Origin of the sequence: Cyanobium sp. Cruz-8D1 (genome assembly GCF_024345975.1) — a bacterium.
Classification (GTDB): Bacteria; Cyanobacteriota; Cyanobacteriia; order PCC-6307; family Cyanobiaceae; genus Cyanobium.
The window spans coordinates 22,685-40,561 of record NZ_JAGQCD010000009.1 but is presented as its reverse complement, the minus strand read 5'-3'; the positions used below and the strand labels follow the sequence as shown (position 1 = coordinate 40,561).

The 17,877-nt window shown below is 67.4% G+C and carries 22 protein-coding genes; 11 read left to right on the top strand and 11 right to left on the bottom strand.

All coding sequences use genetic code 11. The features are described from left to right. Positions 1–4: 4 nt before the first annotated feature. On the bottom strand, positions 5–658 hold the full coding sequence (locus KBZ33_RS07640) for a class I SAM-dependent methyltransferase (RefSeq protein ID WP_254951924.1): 654 nt from the start codon (positions 656–658) through the stop codon (positions 5–7). A gap of 66 nt (positions 659–724) precedes the next feature. On the opposite strand from KBZ33_RS07640, the gene KBZ33_RS07635 reads away from it, so the two are divergent. Next, a complete protein-coding gene (locus KBZ33_RS07635) occupies positions 725–1,117 on the top strand; it encodes a VOC family protein (protein WP_254951922.1) in 393 nt (130 codons plus the stop codon). Here KBZ33_RS07635 and KBZ33_RS07630 read toward each other — a convergent pair. Genes KBZ33_RS07630 through KBZ33_RS07610 form a run of 5 tightly spaced genes read right to left on the bottom strand, consistent with a single transcriptional unit; the run spans position 1,104 to position 4,876 of the window. Then, complete coding sequence (locus tag KBZ33_RS07630; RefSeq protein WP_254951920.1) at positions 1,104–1,979, bottom strand: PfkB family carbohydrate kinase; 876 nt, start codon at positions 1,977–1,979, stop codon at positions 1,104–1,106. The genes KBZ33_RS07635 and KBZ33_RS07630 overlap by 14 nt on opposite strands. After that, positions 1,980–2,768 (bottom strand): ABC transporter permease, encoded by a 789-nt coding sequence (locus tag KBZ33_RS07625; protein ID WP_254951918.1) that lies wholly within the window; start codon positions 2,766–2,768, stop codon positions 1,980–1,982. It abuts the gene before it with no gap. Continuing rightward, entirely contained in the window at positions 2,768–3,580 is an 813-nt protein-coding gene (locus KBZ33_RS07620) for an ABC-2 family transporter protein (RefSeq protein WP_254951916.1), read from the bottom strand. The genes KBZ33_RS07625 and KBZ33_RS07620 overlap by 1 nt, the downstream gene beginning before the upstream one ends. Continuing rightward, the gene (locus tag KBZ33_RS07615; protein WP_261362318.1) at positions 3,577–4,560 is read right to left on the bottom strand and encodes an ATP-binding cassette domain-containing protein; all 984 of its coding nucleotides are present in this window, start codon (positions 4,558–4,560) and stop codon (positions 3,577–3,579) included. The genes KBZ33_RS07620 and KBZ33_RS07615 overlap by 4 nt, the downstream gene beginning before the upstream one ends. A 55-nt stretch (positions 4,561–4,615) precedes the next feature. Beyond that, positions 4,616–4,876, bottom strand: coding sequence for a galactose oxidase (locus tag KBZ33_RS07610; protein WP_254951914.1), 261 nt, complete (start codon positions 4,874–4,876; stop codon positions 4,616–4,618). A 158-nt stretch (positions 4,877–5,034) separates the two neighbouring features. Here KBZ33_RS07610 and KBZ33_RS07605 point away from each other — a divergent pair, with 158 nt between their 5' ends. From KBZ33_RS07605 to KBZ33_RS07575, 7 genes are all read left to right on the top strand, one after another. After that, entirely contained in the window at positions 5,035–5,862 is an 828-nt protein-coding gene (locus tag KBZ33_RS07605) for a transglutaminase family protein (protein ID WP_254951912.1), read from the top strand. Between the two features lie 608 nt (positions 5,863–6,470). Then, positions 6,471–7,238 carry a phycobilisome rod-core linker polypeptide gene (locus KBZ33_RS07600; RefSeq protein ID WP_254951909.1) on the top strand — a complete coding sequence of 256 codons (768 nt, stop codon included), beginning with the start codon at positions 6,471–6,473 and terminating at the stop codon, positions 7,236–7,238. Positions 7,239–7,428: 190 nt separating this feature from the next. Next, the gene (locus tag KBZ33_RS07595) at positions 7,429–8,385 is read left to right on the top strand and encodes an orange carotenoid-binding protein (protein ID WP_254951907.1); all 957 of its coding nucleotides are present in this window, start codon (positions 7,429–7,431) and stop codon (positions 8,383–8,385) included. 92 nt (positions 8,386–8,477) lie between these two features. Beyond that, positions 8,478–9,212, top strand: coding sequence for a fatty acid desaturase (locus KBZ33_RS07590; RefSeq protein WP_254951905.1), 735 nt, complete (start codon positions 8,478–8,480; stop codon positions 9,210–9,212). 25 nt (positions 9,213–9,237) lie between these two features. After that, the gene (locus tag KBZ33_RS07585; protein ID WP_254951903.1) at positions 9,238–9,564 is read left to right on the top strand and encodes a hypothetical protein; all 327 of its coding nucleotides are present in this window, start codon (positions 9,238–9,240) and stop codon (positions 9,562–9,564) included. Positions 9,565–9,991: 427 nt separating this feature from the next. Further along, positions 9,992–10,348: an RNA-binding protein gene (locus KBZ33_RS07580; RefSeq protein WP_254951901.1), complete on the top strand. Its 357-nt coding sequence runs from the start codon at positions 9,992–9,994 to the stop codon at positions 10,346–10,348. A 177-nt stretch (positions 10,349–10,525) separates the two neighbouring features. Beyond that, positions 10,526–10,738, top strand: a complete 213-nt coding sequence (locus KBZ33_RS07575; RefSeq protein WP_216909839.1) for a hypothetical protein — start codon at positions 10,526–10,528, stop codon at positions 10,736–10,738. Here KBZ33_RS07575 and KBZ33_RS07570 read toward each other — a convergent pair. Both KBZ33_RS07570 and KBZ33_RS07565 read right to left on the bottom strand, forming a co-directional pair. After that, positions 10,717–11,610: a transglutaminase family protein gene (locus KBZ33_RS07570; protein ID WP_254951897.1), complete on the bottom strand. Its 894-nt coding sequence runs from the start codon at positions 11,608–11,610 to the stop codon at positions 10,717–10,719. The two genes, KBZ33_RS07575 and KBZ33_RS07570, sit on opposite strands and share 22 nt — an antisense overlap. Before the next feature lie 3 nt (positions 11,611–11,613). After that, positions 11,614–11,988, bottom strand: coding sequence for a hypothetical protein (locus KBZ33_RS07565; RefSeq protein WP_254951895.1), 375 nt, complete (start codon positions 11,986–11,988; stop codon positions 11,614–11,616). 219 nt (positions 11,989–12,207) lie between these two features. On the opposite strand from KBZ33_RS07565, the gene KBZ33_RS07560 reads away from it, so the two are divergent. Together KBZ33_RS07560 and KBZ33_RS07555 are read left to right on the top strand one after the other, a co-directional pair. After that, positions 12,208–12,774: a hypothetical protein gene (locus KBZ33_RS07560; RefSeq protein ID WP_254951894.1), complete on the top strand. Its 567-nt coding sequence runs from the start codon at positions 12,208–12,210 to the stop codon at positions 12,772–12,774. Beyond that, entirely contained in the window at positions 12,771–13,775 is a 1,005-nt protein-coding gene (locus tag KBZ33_RS07555) for a hypothetical protein (protein WP_254951892.1), read from the top strand. The genes KBZ33_RS07560 and KBZ33_RS07555 overlap by 4 nt, the downstream gene beginning before the upstream one ends. A 9-nt stretch (positions 13,776–13,784) precedes the next feature. Here KBZ33_RS07555 and KBZ33_RS07550 read toward each other — a convergent pair whose 3' ends face one another. Continuing rightward, complete coding sequence (locus KBZ33_RS07550; protein ID WP_254951890.1) at positions 13,785–14,237, bottom strand: hypothetical protein; 453 nt, start codon at positions 14,235–14,237, stop codon at positions 13,785–13,787. A gap of 204 nt (positions 14,238–14,441) precedes the next feature. Here KBZ33_RS07550 and KBZ33_RS07545 point away from each other — a divergent pair, with 204 nt between their 5' ends. Beyond that, positions 14,442–14,621 carry a Nif11 family protein gene (locus tag KBZ33_RS07545; RefSeq protein WP_254951888.1) on the top strand — a complete coding sequence of 60 codons (180 nt, stop codon included), beginning with the start codon at positions 14,442–14,444 and terminating at the stop codon, positions 14,619–14,621. Here KBZ33_RS07545 and KBZ33_RS07540 read toward each other — a convergent pair. Together KBZ33_RS07540 and KBZ33_RS07535 are read right to left on the bottom strand one after the other, a co-directional pair. Continuing rightward, entirely contained in the window at positions 14,569–17,394 is a 2,826-nt protein-coding gene (locus KBZ33_RS07540) for a bifunctional acetate--CoA ligase family protein/GNAT family N-acetyltransferase (protein ID WP_254951887.1), read from the bottom strand. The two genes, KBZ33_RS07545 and KBZ33_RS07540, sit on opposite strands and share 53 nt — an antisense overlap. After that, positions 17,391–17,837, bottom strand: coding sequence for a universal stress protein (locus KBZ33_RS07535; protein WP_254951886.1), 447 nt, complete (start codon positions 17,835–17,837; stop codon positions 17,391–17,393). The genes KBZ33_RS07540 and KBZ33_RS07535 overlap by 4 nt, the downstream gene beginning before the upstream one ends. Positions 17,838–17,877 lie beyond the last annotated feature (40 nt).

Genomic DNA, 17,877 nt, shown 5'->3' with positions numbered 1-17,877 from the left:
TGGCCTACGGCGCGGGCTTTTCGGCCACCACGGCGAAGAACGGATCCCCCTGGCCCCCCAGCCAGCCTTGGGGCCCCTCGGCCCGGGTCGACTCGGCGATCAGCTGCGGGGCCGGCCAGCCCTGGGCCTGCAGCACTCGGCTGATGTAGGCGAGGTGATCCCTGTCGCTGCCGTCGGTCCAGACCTGGGGCGCCTTCTGGAAGAACATCCGGTTGGAGAAGGCCACGATCACCTGGCCGGCGGGACGCACCACCCGCAGCAGTTCGGCCGCCACCGGTTCGGGGCGCTGCAGGTACTGCCAGCCGGCCACCATCAGCACCGCATCCACGCTGGCGTCCGCCAGGGGAAGCTGCTGGTCCTGGTTGAGGTTCTGCAGCCAGTGCCGGTCCAGGCGGGGGTTCGCCGCCAGCTCGGCGTCGTTGAGGCCGTGGCCGATCACCTCTTCGTAGCGAATGTCCTCCGGCAGGTGACTCACCCAGCTGCTCATCAGATCCAGCAGCACCGCACAGGGGGGGATCCGCTCGCGATAGAGCGCCGTCAGCCGGCGCCGGAAGGCGCCGTCAAGGTGCTGCACGAAGCGCGGCTCGGCATAGAAGAGGCCATCGTCGGAGCCGTCCAGCTTGCGCCGCTCCGCTTCGTTCAGCACCAGCACCGCCATGGCTCTCGGGGATGTGTTCTGCTGCCATGGTGGCGAATCGCAGCGCCCGAGGCGGCGCTTTCTGCCATGACCCCTGCCGTTCCGCCCCCTTTCCTGGTGCTGGCCGCCGACGACCCCGAGCGCCTGGCCGTTTTCTACGGCGCCCTGCTCCAGACCCCCCCCCTGGCGGGAGCAAGCGCCCGCCACTGGCGCTTGCTGGGGCCGGGCGAGGGGCGGCTGGAGATCTATGCCCCGTCGCGCCAGCGTCCCCGCCCCCGCGGCGAGGGCCGGCTGGCCCTCTGCTTCTCCCGTCCGGCGGGGGAGGCCCCACCCCTGCAGGTGCTCCGCGACTGGCACACCGCCATGCTGGCCCTCGGGGCCATCCCGGTGGAGCCACCGCGGCAGGAACCCTTCGGCGCCGAGGCCTGGCTGGCTGATCCGGAGGGAAACCGCTTGCTGCTGTTGGTCAGCGCCGCCTGAGCCTGAGCTGACTGGCATAGGGGCCGCGGCCATCCAGGCAGGCCACGCCGCAATGGGCGCCCAGGCTGATGGCCTGTTGCAGGCCCCAGCCGGCGGCCAGGGCCGTGGTGACGCCAGCAGCGAAACTGTCGCCGGCCCCATAGGCATCCAGTACCGGGCCCTGGCGCGGCACGGCGGCATAGCGGCCACCGGGATCCAGCACCCCACCCCTTTCGGCCTCGGTGCCGATACGGAGCCGGGGCGCCGGATCCAGATCCCCTGGCGAATAGGTCTCACCGGGATCGGTGGCGCTGCCGATCAGGGCATCGAGGCTCACGCCCGCCGCGTTCAAGGTGGGCAGGCGCACCCGCGGGGTGGCGGCCAGTACCCGGGCCCGCCGCGCCAGGCGCAGGCCGTCGGCATCGGTGGCGGTGACGAACACGCCGTCGGCCCCGGCCAGCCGCTGCCACGGCAGCCCATCGGCGCCGTTGGGCCTCAGCCGCTCGCCGATCACCGTGATGGTGCGCTCGCCGCCGGCGTCGATGAAGGTGATTCCCCGCCGGGTCGGGGCTTCCCGCCAGGCGATGTGCAGCTCCAGCCCCAGGCCCTCGAGCTCTTCGGCAGCCCGGCGCCCGATCGCGTCGTTGCCCAGGGCGGTGAAGAAGGGAAGGCGCTGCCCTGTGAGACGGGCCATCTGAACCGCCACCACGGCACCGCCGCCAGCGGGAAGTTCACAGAAATCGTCGGCGTGGAGGATCTCCCCAGCTACTGGCAGTTGCGCCACGCCGATGAAGCTGACCATCTCCACATGGCCCACCACCGCCAGGGCCAGGGGTGGCAGGGGCGGCAGAGCGTCCAGGGGAAGGGGGAGGAGCGGTTCCACTCAGCTGGAGGCGGAGGTGTAGAAGCGCAGGGCGAACTGCCAGAACCAGCGGCTCAGTGCCAGGGAGCCGGCAGCCACGACGCCGCCGGCCAGCAGCCAGGGGCCGGAGGCCCGCCCCAGGATCGCCTCGGCGGGCACCGTGGTGAGGAAGGCCACCGGGACGACGAAGGTGAAGAAAGCGCGCAGTCCCGCCGGGAAGGCGCTCACCGGAAAACGGCCCGCCACCAGCACGCTGCGCAACACCTCGGTGGCGTTCCAGATCTTCACGAACCAGATGCTGCTGGCCGCCAGCACGAACCAGAGGCTGTAGAGGATCAGCAGGCTGGCGACCAGCATCAGGGCCGCCGCCAGCAGGGTGAGGGGCGATGGTGTGGCGCCGGCCTTCCAGGCGGCGTAGCCGATCAGCCCGGCCCCCAGGGCGATGCCGGGCAGACCCCAGGGGGAGAAGGTGCGGGCCGACAGCCAGAACTGGCTGTCGATCGGCTTGAGCAGGACGAAATCGAGGCTGCCGGTGCGCACGTGGGCCACGATCGTGCTGAGGTTGGGTTGCAGCAGCGTGCTGGTGACCCCCTCCAGCAGGGTGTAGACCCCCAGCACCACCAGGGCCCCCTCCCAGCTCCAGCCCCCCAGCGACTGGCCGCGCCCGTAGAAGAGCGACAGCACGAAGATGCTGCCGACCAGATTGCCGGCCGTGGCCACCAGCTCAATCACGAAGTTGGCCTTGTATTCCAGTTCGGCCGTCAGCGAGGCGATCCAGAAGATGCGCAGGGTGGAGAGATACCTGCCCATCAGGCCCCCATGGCCGAATAGTGGCGCAGCCCCCGGCGCCACAGCAGCAGGTTGATCGGCAGCAGCAGGGCGGCCCAGGCGGCCATGGCCGCGAAGCTTTGGCCCACCGCCACTGGCTCACCGGCCAGGATCCTGGCGGGCACATCGACCATGTAGGGGAAGGGGGTCCAGAAGGCGAAGTTGCGCACCGCCTCGGGATAGAGCGCCAGGGGGGCCACCAACCCGGAGAGATAGAGGTAGGGGAGGTAGAGGAGCCGTTCCAGGGCGCTGGCCTTCTCGCTCCAGAAACACACCATCGTCAGGGTGAACTGCATCAGGAAGCGCAGGGCGAAGGCGGCCAGGGTGGCCAGCATCGCCAGCAGCAGCGACGACAGCGAGGGCCACCAGAAGGCGGCGGGATACAGCAGAAAGAACAGCCCCACCAGCAGGGCCACGAACGGCAGGCGGGTGGCCTGCTCCGACAGGTGGGCGGCCACGTAGCGCCACACCAGGGGCAGGGGCTGCAGCAGGTAGGGCGACAGGCGGCCGGTGAGGTTGTCCTCCTCGAAGGTGTACATCACCCAGACGATCGTGAACTGCCGCACCACAAACGCCGCCAGGAAGTAGCGGGCCAGCTGCAGGGAGCTCATGCCCAGCCCGCCACCCGCATCGACGGCGCTCCACAGGCCCAGCATGATGAAGGGCAGCACCCCCGAGAGGGCCCAGAGCACGATCTCGGCCCGGTACTCGAGCATGTAGGCGTACTGGCTGGAGAGCAGCACGGCCGCGAGGCGGCGGGCGTGGGCCAGCCGCTGAGCGAGAGGAGGCCTCATGCCACGGCCCCTTCGTGGAACAGCCGGCCGATGATGTCCTCGATCGGCGGGTCGGACACCGACAGATCGACCACGGCGAGATCGGCCAGCAGCCGTCCCACCTGCTCGGTGAGCCGCTCCCGCGGGATCAGCAGCCGCACCTCCCGGCCCTCGATGGCCTCCACCTCGCCGTAGCGGGCGAAGGCCTCGGCCCCCAGGGGCTCGCGCAGCTCCAGGCGCACCTCGCGGCAGGGGGCCAGCCGCTGGGTGAGCGTCTCCAGGCCGCCGTCGTAGAAGAGGCGGCCCTCGTGGATCAGCAGCACCCGCGGGCAGAGGGCGGTGATGTCGGCCATGTAGTGGCTGGTGAGCAGCACGGTGGCCCCGAAGCGGCGGTTGTAGTCGGCCAGGAAACTGCGCACCCGGGCCTGGGCGTTCACATCCAGCCCCAGGGTGGGTTCATCGAGGAACAGCACCGCCGGTCGGTGCAGCAGGGCCGCCAGCAGTTCCGCCTTCATCCGCTGGCCGAGGGAGAGCTTGCGCACCGGCCGGCGCAGCTCGTCCCCCAGCTCGAGCATCTCCGCCAGCTCGGCGATGCGACGCCGGCTCTCCTCAGGGGGGATGCCGTAGACGGCGGCGTTGACCCGCAGGGAATCCAGCGGCGGCAGATCCCAGATCAGCTGCTGCTTCTGGCCCATCACCAGGGTGATCTGACCCAGGAAGTCCGCCTCGCGGCGCTGGGGCTGGCAACCGGCCACCTCCACCGTGCCGCTGGTGGGGTGGATCAGCCCCGTGAGCATCTTGAGAGTGGTGGTCTTGCCGGCACCGTTGGCCCCAAGAAAGCCGACGAACTCCCCCGGCTCGATCGAGAAGCTCACGTCCTGCACGGCCGCGATCAGGCGCTCGCGGCGGTTCACGAAGTGACGCAGGGTGCCGGCCAGTCCGGGTTGCTTGTCGGCGACCCGGTAGGTCTTGCCGAGGCCCTGCGCGCGGACGATGGCCATGCGGACGGGCTTGGAGGCGAAACCCACCCTATGGGGCCTTGCTTGCCGGAGGGCGTCAGGCGGCTTCCGGGCACCAGCCTCCGCCGACATGCCGTGGCTCGATCCAGCAGGGGCAGCGCTGGGTGGGGTGGTCACCGTGGCAGATCAGGGCCTGATGCCACTGGCAGCTGAGCAGGGGCAGGCCGTCGGCGCCGGCGTGGTGGCGGAACCAGTGGCAGGTGAGGCAGACGCGCCGGCTGCGGCTGGGCAGCAGCTGCTCCGGCCCCAGATAGGGCCAGGAGGCGAGGGCCGGGGCGCATGGCGGGGGAGAGGACATGACCGGACGGCAAGTACATCCCTACTAGCGTCTTCTGGCTCAGGTCGCAACGGTGCCGTTTCCGGTCCCCCTGACATCCCACCAGTTCCACCACGGATCCCCTGTCGGGGGAGCACAATCGACCATCGGGGTAGCGCGCCGTTTCTCTTGCCTTCTCCATGCTGATCCGGCTCGGTTGCGAACTGACTCTTTCCTGCTGGGCCCCGACACCGGTGCTGGCCCTGGTCCATCCCCATGGCAGCCGCCTGGAGGATCGGCGCGGCCCGGAGCGGTTGTGGTTGAGCCCGGATCGTATCGCCGAGGTGCTCACCGATGCCGACGGCAACCGTGCCTGCCGCTTCATGGCCTCTGCCGGCAACACCACCCTGGGGTTTGAGGTGGTGGTAGCCGATGACGGCCATCCCGATCCGGTGGCAGCGGATGTGGGCGAGTGCCCGGTGGGGGCGCTGCCGATCGTCACCTACCCCTATCTCAACCCCAGCCGCTATTGCGACACCGATCGCCTGGCCCAGGTCGCCTGGGGGCGCTTCGGTGGGGTCCGGCCCGGCTGGGCGCGGGTGCAGGCCATCTGTGACTGGGTGCATGAACAGCTTCGCTTCGACTACGGCGCCGCCCGCAGCGACAAGACCGCCCACGACGCTCTACGGGAGGGGCGCGGTGTCTGCAGGGATTTCGCCCACCTGGCCATCAGCCTCTGCCGTTGCCTCAACATCCCGGCGCGTTATTGCACCGGCTACCTGGGTTACTCGGGCGTGGAGGCCCTGCCGGATCCGATCGACTATTCGGCCTGGTTTGAGGCCTTCCTCGAGGACCGCTGGTATGTCTTTGATGCCCGCCACAACACCCCACGCATCGGCCGGGTGCTGATCGCCCGGGGTCGGGACGCGGCGGATGTGCCCTTCCTGCGCTCTTTCGGCGATCACCAGCTCACAGGATTCCACGTCATTACCGAGGAGATGGAGACCTCCAAAAGCCCCCACCACTGAGCTCTTGATGGATCCCCTACCCCCTCGGCGTTGGGCGGCGGCGGAGCTGAAGTGTGGAGAAATCCTGCGCTGCGGCGGTCCACCCGGCTCAGGGGGCAGAATCCCCTGAGTACTGGAACGGTCAAATGCGTCGATCGGTTCTTGATGACAGTCGACTGAGGCACCGTCCGGGGGCTCTACCAATGGAATCGCGCGGAGTGAACAATGGGGTTACGGATTGACGAAGCCACGTTTCTTGAGCGAGCCATATCTCGATTCGGCGCCAGATACGACTATTCCCAGATGACCTACAAAAGTTATCGCACGCCGATCAAGATTCGTTGTGTCGAGCATCCTGTCAGGGAGGTGGTGATCACACCCGAGCGCCATCTCCAGACCACCGGGGGGTGTAAGTACTGTCTGCGGACTTACCGCAATCAGACCCTCGAGCGGGTGCTCAGAATGGAGTGTGAGACCTCCGAGCTTCCTGCTCCCCTGCTGCCCCGGGCTCCGCAGGGGGCAGCAGGGGCAGGCCAGAAAAGTGAAGCTGTGTGAGGGAACGGGCCGCCGGTCCAAGCCCACTTTTGATCTTCGGTATCTTTCCTGGTCATTCTCCCCTGAAGTCCTTCATGGCCCTTCCCCTGCTCGCCGCCCGACCCTCAAGCCTCAACGCCAGGGTTCCGAGTTACGCGATCGCCAGCGAGGAATCACCCCGCCAGGCCGTTGCCAGCTTGGAGACCGGCAAAGCCGCCGGGGATCGGCTCGGCTTGGACATCCAGATCGAGCAGGCCTACCGCCAGATCTTCTTTCATGCCTTCAAAGTGGATCGCGAAGTGGTGCTGGAATCCCAGCTCCGCAGCGGACAGATCACCATGAGGGAGTTCATCCGCGGGCTGCTGCTTTCCAGGCGATTCCGTGAGGGTTTCTATGACTGCAACAGCAACTATCGTCTGGTGGAGCAACTGGTTGGCAGGGTTCTGGGGCGTCCTGTCTATGGCGATCAGGAACGCATCAGCTATTCGATCCTGATCGCCCAGTATGGTCTCGTCACCCTGGTGGATGCCTTGCTGGACTCGGCTGAGTATCTCGAGGCTTTCGGTTACGACACGGTGCCCTACCAGCGCTCCAGGGTGTTGCCAGGCCGGGCCCAGGGAGAGCGTCCCTTCAACCAACAAGCTCCCCGCTATGATTGCCGCTGGCGCGACGTGATCGCCAGCAGGGCGCCCCGTGGTGCCAGCCCCTGGTCGCCGGGCACCCCTCGTCCCGCCTGGCTCGGCGAGCAGCCCTCGCCCCTGGCGCGCAAGATCTGGCAAGGGCTAGTCACCGCTGGTGGCTTTGCCCTCACCGGCCTAGTGCTGTGGACCGCGGCCTTGATGCTGAGTACCGCAGCGCAGTGATCGAGGGTCCCTGGGGGCCTCCACCTCCAGGGACCTTTCCCGAATCCCTGCAGGGTTATCCGCTTGTTGCTCGCTGTGATGGTGGACACGGAATCGTGCTTTCCTTGGTGTCAGGTGGTCCCAGCGGCAACACAGGACCACCGTGTATTAGGATTTGTAAAGATTTATTGACCTCCGGAGCTTTCCTGTCATGTTCACGCTCGAAAAGGCGTCCCAGATCTTTCCGGACACCCTTTCCGCCGACGTGGTGCCCGCCCTCACCGCCCGCTTTGCTCTGCTGAACGCGGAGGACCAGCTGGCGCTGATCTGGTTCGCCTATCTCGAGATGGGCAAGACCATCACCATCGCAGCCCCCGGCGCCGCCCGGATGCAGTTCGCCGAGCCGGTGCTCAGCCGGATCAAGGCCATGACCTTCGCCGAGCAGAGCCAGGTGATGGTGGATCTGGCCAACAGGGCCGACACCGACATCTGCCGCACCTACGCCATCTGGTCGGTCAACATCAAACTTGGCTTCTGGTATCGCCTCGGCGAGTGGATGGAGGAAGGACTCGTTGCCCCCATCCCTGAGGGCTATCAGCTGTCGGCCAACGCCGCCTCGGTGCTGTCCTCGCTCAAGGGAGTCGATGCCGGTCAGCAGATCACCGTTCTGCGCAACTTCGTCGTTGACATGGGCTTCGACCCCAGCAAGGTGGACGCTGTCGATCGCATTGCTGAGCCGATCGTTCTGCCCACGGCTCCCGAGCAACGCACCAGGGTGTCGATCGCTGGAATCGACAACCCCACGATCCAGTCCTACATGGATCTGCTCAATGCCAACGATTTCGACCAGCTGATCAAGCTGTTCCTTGCCGATGGCGCCCTGCAGCCCCCGTTCCAACGACCGATCGTCGGTACCGATGCCGTGCTGCGCTTCTTCCGCGAAGATTGCCAGAATCTCAAACTTCTCCCCGAAAGTGGCGTGAGCGAGCCTTCTGATGGCGGCTTCACCCAGATCAAGGTCACCGGGAAAGTCCAGACCCCCTGGTTCGGTGCTGGCGTTGGCATGAATGTGGCCTGGCGCTTCCTGCTGGATCCCGACAACAAGATCTACTTCGTGGCGATCGATCTGCTGGCTTCCCCGGCCGAACTGCTCAAATTCGCACGCTGAAGAGCCTTCCAATTCATCCTGATCCCGCCACGGTGGAGGCCATGGTCTCCTCCGTTCCCCCTGCCCAAAAGGGCCGGGGGTTTTGGCTTGGCATGGTGATCTTCTGGGGCTGGTTGGCCAGCCTCATCGGTTTGCTGCTGGCCCATTCGGCCCCCTGGTCCCCAGCGGCCATTCTGCTGGCTATCGCGGTGCGCACGTTTCTGCAGACGGGCCTGTTCATCCTGGGTCACGATGCCATGCACCGCACCCTGGTCCCCGGGCGTCCAGCCCTCAACGACGGTCTGGGCCGTCTGGCCCTGCTGCTCTACGCCGGCCTGCCCTTTGGCCGCTGCCGTCGCCACCACTTACGCCACCACCGTTCCCCTGGCAGCGCCAGGGATCCCGATTTCCGGCTGGACAGCGGTGATGGCGCCCTGCGCTGGTATGTGCGTTTCATGGGGAACTATCTCTCCTGGAACCAGCTGGGCCTGCTCCTGGTCACCTGGATCAGTGCAGCAGCCCTGTTGGTGCTGCTGGACCCCCCGCGGGCGGTGAATGTGGTCGCGTTCTGGATGGTGCCGCTGGTGCTCAGCTCGTTGCAGCTGTTTCTCTTCGGCACGTACCTTCCCCACCGCAGCCAAGCAGCGCTCCCTGTCAGCAGCCATGCCGTGCAAAGTCTGGGTTACTCCCACTTTCTCTCCTTACTGGCTTGTTATCACTTCGGTTACCACTGGGAGCATCATGCCTACCCGGCTGTGCCATGGTTTCGCCTGCCGGAGTTGAGGCGCCGCGTTTCCCTTGATCACGGGCAGGGGAATGGCTCGCGGCAGCTCAGGCTCGCGCGTTAAGGTCAAAAAACAGACGTCGGGATCCATGGTGACAGCGGTTTTGCAGTGGACAGAACAGGAACAGGAAGTGGCGCGTTGCGCTTTTGACAAGGCCCATTCCCGAGCGGCCCTCGGTATCATCCGGGCCGCCCAGGCCCATGCCAGTCGCATGGACTGCGTGGAGGAATGCTGGAAACTTCATGATTTCCTCAGTATTCAACGCCATGAAATCGAAGGTCGCTTTGACTTTCGTCTTGCCGGACTCTTGTTCGTGTTCGCCAGTCTGGTGAAGGACGGATTGCTCCAAGTGGACGAACTTGAGGGACTCGACAAGGACAAGCTCAGCAAGATCGTGGCCATGTCTCGCATGTGAGTGGAGCCGAGATGGGGGCTGCAAGGCCACCCGTTTTGGAGCTTTGCCCTTGAGAAGTCGAGTCGAGTGATCGGCAGGGTCACTGTGAAGACCGGTGAAGTCATGCCCAAATGGTCATGTTCACTTCCGGCTCCCGTTTCGGTTTCGTTGCCTTTTCCGAAACCCTCGAAGGGCCGTCTCGTCATGCTCCGCTTGGTGATTGACGCTGGCACGGGGCCATAGCCTCCAGCGAGCTTCGCCCTTCATGAGGCCTGCGGATGAGCTGCGTTGCTGCTGCAGTTCCCCGGTCGGTCATCCTTACCTGGCGACCGGCCGAACTGGGCCCATGGAGGCTGTAAGGTGGGAGAGATTCTAAGATTTCTCTCAAGCGAGCTCATCACTTTCTAAAAGGGCTGTCGAAGGATCGGTTCATAGTTTTTTCAGGTTCATGACCATTTACATCGGAAATCTTTCCTTCGACGCCGAAGTGGAAGATGTCAAAAATCTGTTCGCCCAGTACGGCGAACTTCGCCAATGCACCCTTCCTCTTGATCGCGACACCGGCCGCAAGAGGGGTTTCGCTTTCGTTGAAATGACGAACGACGCCGACGAGACCAAGGCCATCGACGACCTCCAGGATGTGGAGTGGATGGGTCGCAGCATCCGCGTCAACAAGGCCGAGCCCCGCACCGGCGGTGGTGGTGGCGGTGGCGGCGGTGGTCGCTCCGGCGGCGGTGGCGGCTACGGCGGTGGCGGTGGCGGCGGCGGCTATGGCGGCGGTGGTGGCGGCCGCAGCCGTTACTGAGTCGCCGGCTCTCCCCAGAGGTCCCTTCTCCTCTCCAACCGCCCCGGATGTTCCGGGGCGGTTTTTTTTATGGCCGATCGTGGTTCGGGTGTTCCTGTCCTGTGGGGAGTTGGCCACGGATTGGAAGACACTCTGCTGCTGGGGCGACTTGCGCAACGTGGGGGGCAGATTGGTGCCATGAGTGAACCCAGCCCTCGTGGCCGCTACCGGGTCCGACCCGCCGACCAGAACGAGACCACCGTTCCCAACGAGGTTCACGGCCCCCTCTTCGACCACCGTGACGAGGCCGAACGCTATGCCCAGAACCTGGCCCTGACGCACCAGGCACCGGTGATCGTTGAGAAGCTGGCCCCGGCGGGGTGCTGGCTTCAGCTCGAGACCATCGGCTGAGCCGTTCCCTCCAGTTCCTCGCGGCTGGAGGCGGCCTGCAGCCGGATCAGGTAGGCCAGGCTGGAGCCCACGCCGGTTCCCCGATAACGTCCGCTGACCGGCGCCGCCAGATGGTGATCCGGTGCTGCGGCCAGGACCACATGGCCATCGGCCACCGCCAGACCCAGGCTGGGATCGAAGCCCCTCCAGCCCCCCCCTGGCAGATATACCTCCGCCCAGGCGTGCAGCTCATGCTCGCTCACCTCAGGGGGATGGTGCATCGAGTAGCCGCTGACGAACCGCGCCGCCAGGCCCTGGCTGCGACAGGCCGCGATGTACAGCACGGCCGTGTCCCGGCAGGCTCCGGTGAGCGTCGCGAGGGTGTCCGCCGCTGCGATGGGCTCCCCGTCCAGCCGGCCCACATGGTGGAAGCCATGGTGGATCTCATCGGCAAGGGCACCGAGGAACGCGGTGGCCGATCCCTCGACCTTGTCGGCGATGGCCTGGGCCCAGGCACGGACGGCCGGATCGATCTGGCCATGCCGGCAGCCCGCCAGGGAGCAGGCCTCCGCCTCCGGGTAGTCCACCGGCAGGTGTTGGGCCTCCTTGTGGGTAATGATCCAGTCGTAGGGATTGCTGCGCAGGGTCTCCAGCAGCATGTCCACCTCGATTGTCAGCTGGTCCCGCTCCTGCTGGAACCAGGCCACCATGGCGTCGGTGCCATCCGGCTCCAGCACACGCGTGAGGCCAGCGGCGGGATCCACCAGCCGCAGATGGTGCTCCAGGATCCTCTGGCTGCCGTCCTGACGGGGGGTCAGCCGCAGGGTCATGGGCTCCAGGAAAACGGGCCGTGCGTAGGTGTAGCTGAGCCGGTGGTGAATGCGGAAGAACATGATTCAGCCCAGGGCCTCGCGCAGGGCGTCCTGCAAGTCGTCATCAATGACGTACGTGTGCAGCGGCTCGCCGTCCAGGTCCTCGACGAGGGGGTAGAAGCGGACCGAGAACCAGGCCTCGAACAGTTCAAGGCTGCGGGGGTGGGGCCAACGGCTGCGGTCGCGGCACCAGAGTTCGAGTTCGGAAGCGAAAATCTGGCCATAGCTGTCCAGCAGCCGGTCCTGGGCTTCCACGTCGCTGTCGTAGGTGGGGATCAGATAGAGGCTGTGGTCTTCTCCTAGTCCTTCCATGTCCTCGCGGGTCCAGAAGGGCCGGGTCCAGTCCACCATCGGCTGCCGGGGCGCCACCGCGATGGCGCAGCGGTTGAGAACGGCCATCGATGATGTGTTTGTAGCGATCTGCAATCTAACCAGGCCCCTCCTGGGGAGCACGCGGGAACCCTGTCGGTGGAGGCCATCGCTGCCCTCCAGGCCGGCGCCGCCGTGGGACGGAGCAGAAAACTTGCACTATCCGGATGTTGCCAGCGCAGCTGGGTCATGGCCACGATGTTTTCATTGCTACCTACCCCTCGGTGGCCCCCGCTGCCCTGTCGTCCCATGCTCCTGCGCCGGAATCCCCTGCTCCCCAGTGGACACACCACAGGCCGATGGCCTCAGCGCCTGATTTCCCTGGGGGGAGGCCTGCTGGCTGCCCTGATCGTTAGCCCTCTGCTGGCCCCTGCGGAGGCGAGCGCGGCCCAGCAGGATCCCAACGCCAGGGTGATCTATCGCCTTTCCACCCAGTGCGCCTTGCAGGGCGCGGCTCCTGTGCCCTGCAGCGTGGAAGCTGTGGATACGGGCGCGGCCACCCTCTATCGCCACCGCATCGGCAACAGCGTCGAAACGGTCCGCATCACCGCCGAACCGGTGACGATGGCGATCTGGGCCCACGACACCAGGAACTGGCAGCCCCTGCGCGGTGCCTCGGCCCGCTTCTCCACCAACACGGTCTGCTTCAACGGCAAGGACCTGTGTGTGGTCAACCCCAACTATCTCAACAGCGTCAGGGAGGATCGCTCCAATACCCGCCTTCAGGGGCGCGATCTGGTGATGGTCCATTTCGGCCAGGACGGCCGGGTGGATGCCAGTTGCTACGACGACGCCTGCGCGCTGCTCCTGAAATGAAAACATTCCCTGGAATCGCTCTGTTGATGGCCGGTGTGATCGCCTCCCCGGTCGGGGCTGCCCTGGCCCTGGAGACGTCTTCTTCCTCGCTCACCCCGCAGCTGATCGCTCGCGGCGGCGGTGGTGGACGGGGAGGCGGTGGTGGCGGTGCCAGAGCCGGTGGTGCTGGTCGAAGCGGCGGCGCCGGCAGGGCTGCTGGTGGCGGGGCGCGGGCCGGTGGTGGCGCCAGGGCCCACAGTGGTTTCCAGGGATCCGGTGGTGCCGGAGGCCTCAACCGTGGCGCGGCGAGGCCCAGTGGTGGCTGGAGCGGCGGTGCCGTCGGTGGGATGGGTCGTCCCTCCATGGCGCGACCCGTTGCCCGACCCGGCGGGGCTGGCTCCATCGGCGCCAACCGTACCGGCGGCGTTGGAACACCCGGATTCAACCGTCCTGGTGGGGTGGGAACCCCAGGACTGAACCGTCCCGGTGGGGTCGGCGGGGCCGGAACCATCAACCGCAACGCCAGTCTCAATCGAAACGTCAACGCCAATCTCACGCGGAACGTCAACGTCAACCGCAACTGGAACCGGACCGCCAACGTCAATGCCTTCGGTGTCAGGCCGGGCTGGGCCCGTCCGGGCTGGGGCGTCGCCAGGCCTTGGAACCACGGCTGGTACGGCGGCTGGGCCACCCCGTCCTGGGGATGGTGGGGGGCCAGCGCCGCCGCCTGGGGGGTGGGCGCCCTGGCAACGGCCGCGATCATCAACAGTGCGGTGGATGCGGCGGTGGCCAGCAGCCAGACGGTGATCGTGGTGCCCAACACCCAGTACCAGCTGCTGTTCGGCACCGTTCAGCCGACCGGCACCGCCACGGTGGCCTTTGATGTCAGTGCCAACGGCAGCGTGTATCAACTCTCGGCCGACTGTCAGTCGGGATTGTTGAACAGCCAGCCGCCTGGCAGCGCCCAGGAAGCGGAGCTCCTCAATGCCGCCTGTCAGGTGGCCTTCGGGACCGCTTCCTGAGCCGGGGGTTCACCAGGGCAGGGGAGCACGCTGGGCGCCGATGCTGCAACCCATCTGCTGGCCCAGCAGGGCCCCGAGCGGCACGGCCCAGGTGCGGCCGTCCTGGCGGGAGGCGGCGTAGCCCAGGCCGCCGCCGATGATGCCGCCCACCAGCCGGCCCACGTTGCAGCGCTGGGCCGTCTGGGCCTGGACGAAGTCGGGGGCCACCGGCAGGTTGGCCCGGTAGCGGTCGAGGTCGTAGTCGGCCCGGTAGCCGCCGCCGTAGCCATCCCCATAGGAGGAGGGGCTGGGCAGGGTGGGCACGGGGTAGGGAACACGGCGGCTGTCGACCTGGCGGGGAACGCCGGCCTGGCCCCAGGGACCGGCCAAGGCCTCCAGCGGGGTGGCGAGCAGGGCCAGGGCGCCGGTGGTGCCCAGCAGGCCCGCGAGGCGGCGGGAACCCTGACGAAGGATGGTGTTCATGGTGGTTCGCGTTGTGAGGAGCGACCCCTGAGGTGGGGATGACATCAATCAAGCGAAGTCATGTGACCGATCCATGAACGGGTCCCCGGCGATGTCCGACAAGATGCGACTCGCCTGGAGCCCCGCCCTCTGCATCGCTTGTTGTCGGCCCCTGGTCAGAACGCCCTGCCCTTGGCAGCGTGGAGAAGAGGGTGGGAGGACCCGATGAGCTGGAGTGAACTGGAGCGCCTTGTTGATGAGGCTGAAGCGGACCAGGTGATCTGCCGCAGCCTGCGCCATTGCCGCTCCAGAGCGGAACTGGTGCTGGCCGCCCGCCGGCTGGGCTTCCGCGTCACCCAGGTGGATCTGCTGCGGGCCTGGCAGCTGCAGGATCAAGCAGGCTGATCTCAGCACGCACGCACTCGGCCGTGGGCCTGAGCCGGAAGCCCAGCTTCTGGCAGACGTGCTGCATGCCCCTGTTCTCGTGCAGGATCTCGGCGCAGATGCGCTCAAGCCCCTCGGCGCGCCCAATCGCGATCAGCAGTCCCAGCAAGGCGGTGCCCAACCCCTGCCGTTGCCAGGGATCGGCGATCAGCATGGCGAATTCGGCGGCGTTGTCGTCGTGGATCCGGCTGAGCCGGCCCACCCCCAGCACCTCAGCCGCGGCGCCGTTCAGCCCCGGGCGTTCCACCACCAGGGCCATCTCCCTGTCGTAGTCGGTGAAGCAGATCCGAGTCAGCCGTTCGTGGGCGATGCGGTGGCCCAGGGTCATCAGATGGAAATAGCGGAAGTAGACGCTCTGCTCCGAGAGGGTGCGGTGGAAGGCCACCAGCAGGGGTTCGTCCTCCGGCCGGATCGGCCGCAGCGTCACCGGTGATCCGTCGGGCAGGTGCCAGGGGCGCACGTACTCGCTCGGATAGGGCCGGATCGCAGGCCTGGGGGTGAAGCAGGTGGCCCCGGAGGATGGCTGCAGCAGCACCCGGGCATCCAGGGCCACCATGGATCCCTTGCCGATCCCAGGTGCCACCCTTAGGGGGTTGATGTCCAGTTCGAGGATGGCCGGGTGCTCCAGCACCAGCCGGCTGAGACGCACCAGCAGTCGCTCGAGTGCCGCCAGATCCACCGGTGGCCGGCCACGCACCCCCTGCAGTGCCGCATAGATGCGGGTGCGCTCCATCAGCCGCCGGGCCAGGGTGGTGTTAAGCGGCGGCAGGGCCACGGCGCTGTCGCGGAACACCTCCACCAGCAGGCCCCCGGTGCCGAACAGGATCACCGGGCCGAACTGGGGGTCGATGCTGCTGCCGACGATCAGCTCGTAGGCCCCCGTCAGCTCCAGCATCGGCTGCACGGTCACCCCGCCGAAGGCGCTCTCCCCATGCAGCGCCACGATGGACTCCTGCATGGCGTCGAAGGCCTGGGCCACCCCGGCGCCGTCGCGCAGGTTCAGTTGCACGCCACCGACGTCGCTCTTGTGGGTGAGCTCGGCGGAGAGCAGCTTGATCACCACCGGGTAGCCCATGGCGTCGGCCGCCGCCGCCGCCGCCTCGGCACTGGTGGCCATGTGGGTGGGGACCGTGGGAATGCCATAGGCCTCCAGCACCTGTTTGGCTTCCCATTCGTTCAGCAGGGTGCGTCCCTGGGCCAGCACCCCTTCCAGCAGCGCTTCCACCCGTTGGCGATCGGCGTGGGGCTCGCCGGCTCCGGTCGCTTCGGTCTCGGGCACCAGGGCCGGGGTTTCGTAGAGGGCGCGCAGGTTGTCGCTGTAGCGCCACAGGACATCGAACAACTGCACCGCCGCATCCGGGTAGCGGTTGGTGGCGATGCCGGCGGCATTCAGCAGGCGTTCCCCATCCTCCACGTCCTGGCCGCCCATCCAGCTGGCCAGCAGCGGCTTGGTGGTGGTCGCCGCCAGGGCCACCAGCCGTTCGGCGGTGCTGGTGGGGTCGGTCATGGCCTGGGGGGTGAGCACCACCAACAGCCCGTCACTGTCGGGGTTGGCAAGGGCCAGGCGGATGGCCCGCTCGTAGCGGTCCGGATCCGCGTCCCCCAGGATGTCGATGGGGTTGGCCCGACTCCAGTGCTGCGGCAGCACGGCCTCGAGGTCCGCCAGGGTGGCCGCCGGGAGGGTGGCCAGCTGGCCGCCGTGGCGCACCAGGGCATCGGTGGCGATCACGCCCGGCCCTCCGGCGTTGGTGAGGATCGTCAGCCGCGGCCCCAGGGGCCGGCGGCGTTGCTTGGCCAGCACCTCGGCCAGGTTGAAGAGGTCGACGATGCTGTCCACCCGCAGCACGCCACAGCGCCGGAAGGCGGCATCCAGGACGGCGTCACTGCCGGCCAGGGCCCCGGTGTGGGAGGCCGCCGCCTGGGCCGCCTCGGCCGTGCGGCCGGCCTTGATCACCACGATCGGCTTGGTGAGGGCCACCTCCCGCGCCGCCGAGAGGAACGAGCGGGGATCCCCGATCGATTCCATGTAGATGACGATGCTGTGGGTCTCCGGGTCGTCCCCCAGGTAGGTGATCAGATCCCCCCAGTCGACATCCAGCATCGAGCCCATCGAGACGAAGGCGCTGAAGCCCACGTTCTCCTGCAGGCTCCAGTCGAGGACGGCGGTGCAGATCGCCCCCGACTGGCTCAGGAAGCCCACATGGCCGGGGCGGGCCATGGCGCCGGCGAAGGTGGCGTTGAGGCCGGTGCGGGGATTCATCAGCCCCAGGCAATTGGGGCCCACCAGCCGCATGCCGGTGCGGCGCAGGCCATCGCGGATGCGGGCCTCGAGGGCGATGCCGGCGGCGCCGATCTCCCGGAAGCCTGCTGACAGCACGATCACGCCCTTCACCCCGGCCGCTGCGCACGCCTCGATCAGTGCCGGCACCGTGGCGGCGGGGGTGGCGATCACGGCCAGGTCCACGGGCTCGGGCACCTCTGCCACCGAGGCGTGGGCGCGGATTCCCAGCACACTGCGGCGTTTGGGGTTGACGGGGTAGACGGTGCCCCCGAAGGGATGGCTGATCAGGTTCCAGAGCACCCCGTGCCCGACGCTGCCCGGCCGGTCGGAGGCCCCGATCACGGCCACGCTGCGGGGGGAGAACAGGGCCGCCAGCGGCTGGTGCTGGGAGCGCAGGATGTCGTAGGCCCGATCCGTGGCGGTACCGCCCCCGCCGGAGGGGTACGCCGTCATCGAATCACCAGGACCGGACAGGGGGACTGGACCAGCACCCGCTGGGTTTCGCTGCCGATCAGCATGCCCACCAGGCCGCGGCGGCCGTGGGAGGCCATCAGGATCAGGTCACACCCCAGCCGGGTGGCGGCCTCGACGATGGCCTGGTGGGGCAGGTCGCTCAGCACACGCTCGGCCGTGGCGTTGACGCCGGCCTGCTTCGCCAGCACCAGCGACTCCTCCAGGATCCGATCCCCATCCTTGCGGCTGGCGTTCATCAGGGCCTCCATGGTGGTGGCGTCGAGCATCTCGCCGAGTCCCACCACCTGCACCGGCACACTGGCCTGGGCATGGAAGAACGTGATCTGGGCCCCGAGGGCGGCTGCCAGGGCCACGGCGTGGCGCACAGCCGCCAGTGAGAGCTCGGAGCCGTCGCTGGGCACCAGAAGATGGCTGTAGGACATGGGAGCTGCGGGTCTCCCCTCTGTCTAGTCAAGGCCCTGG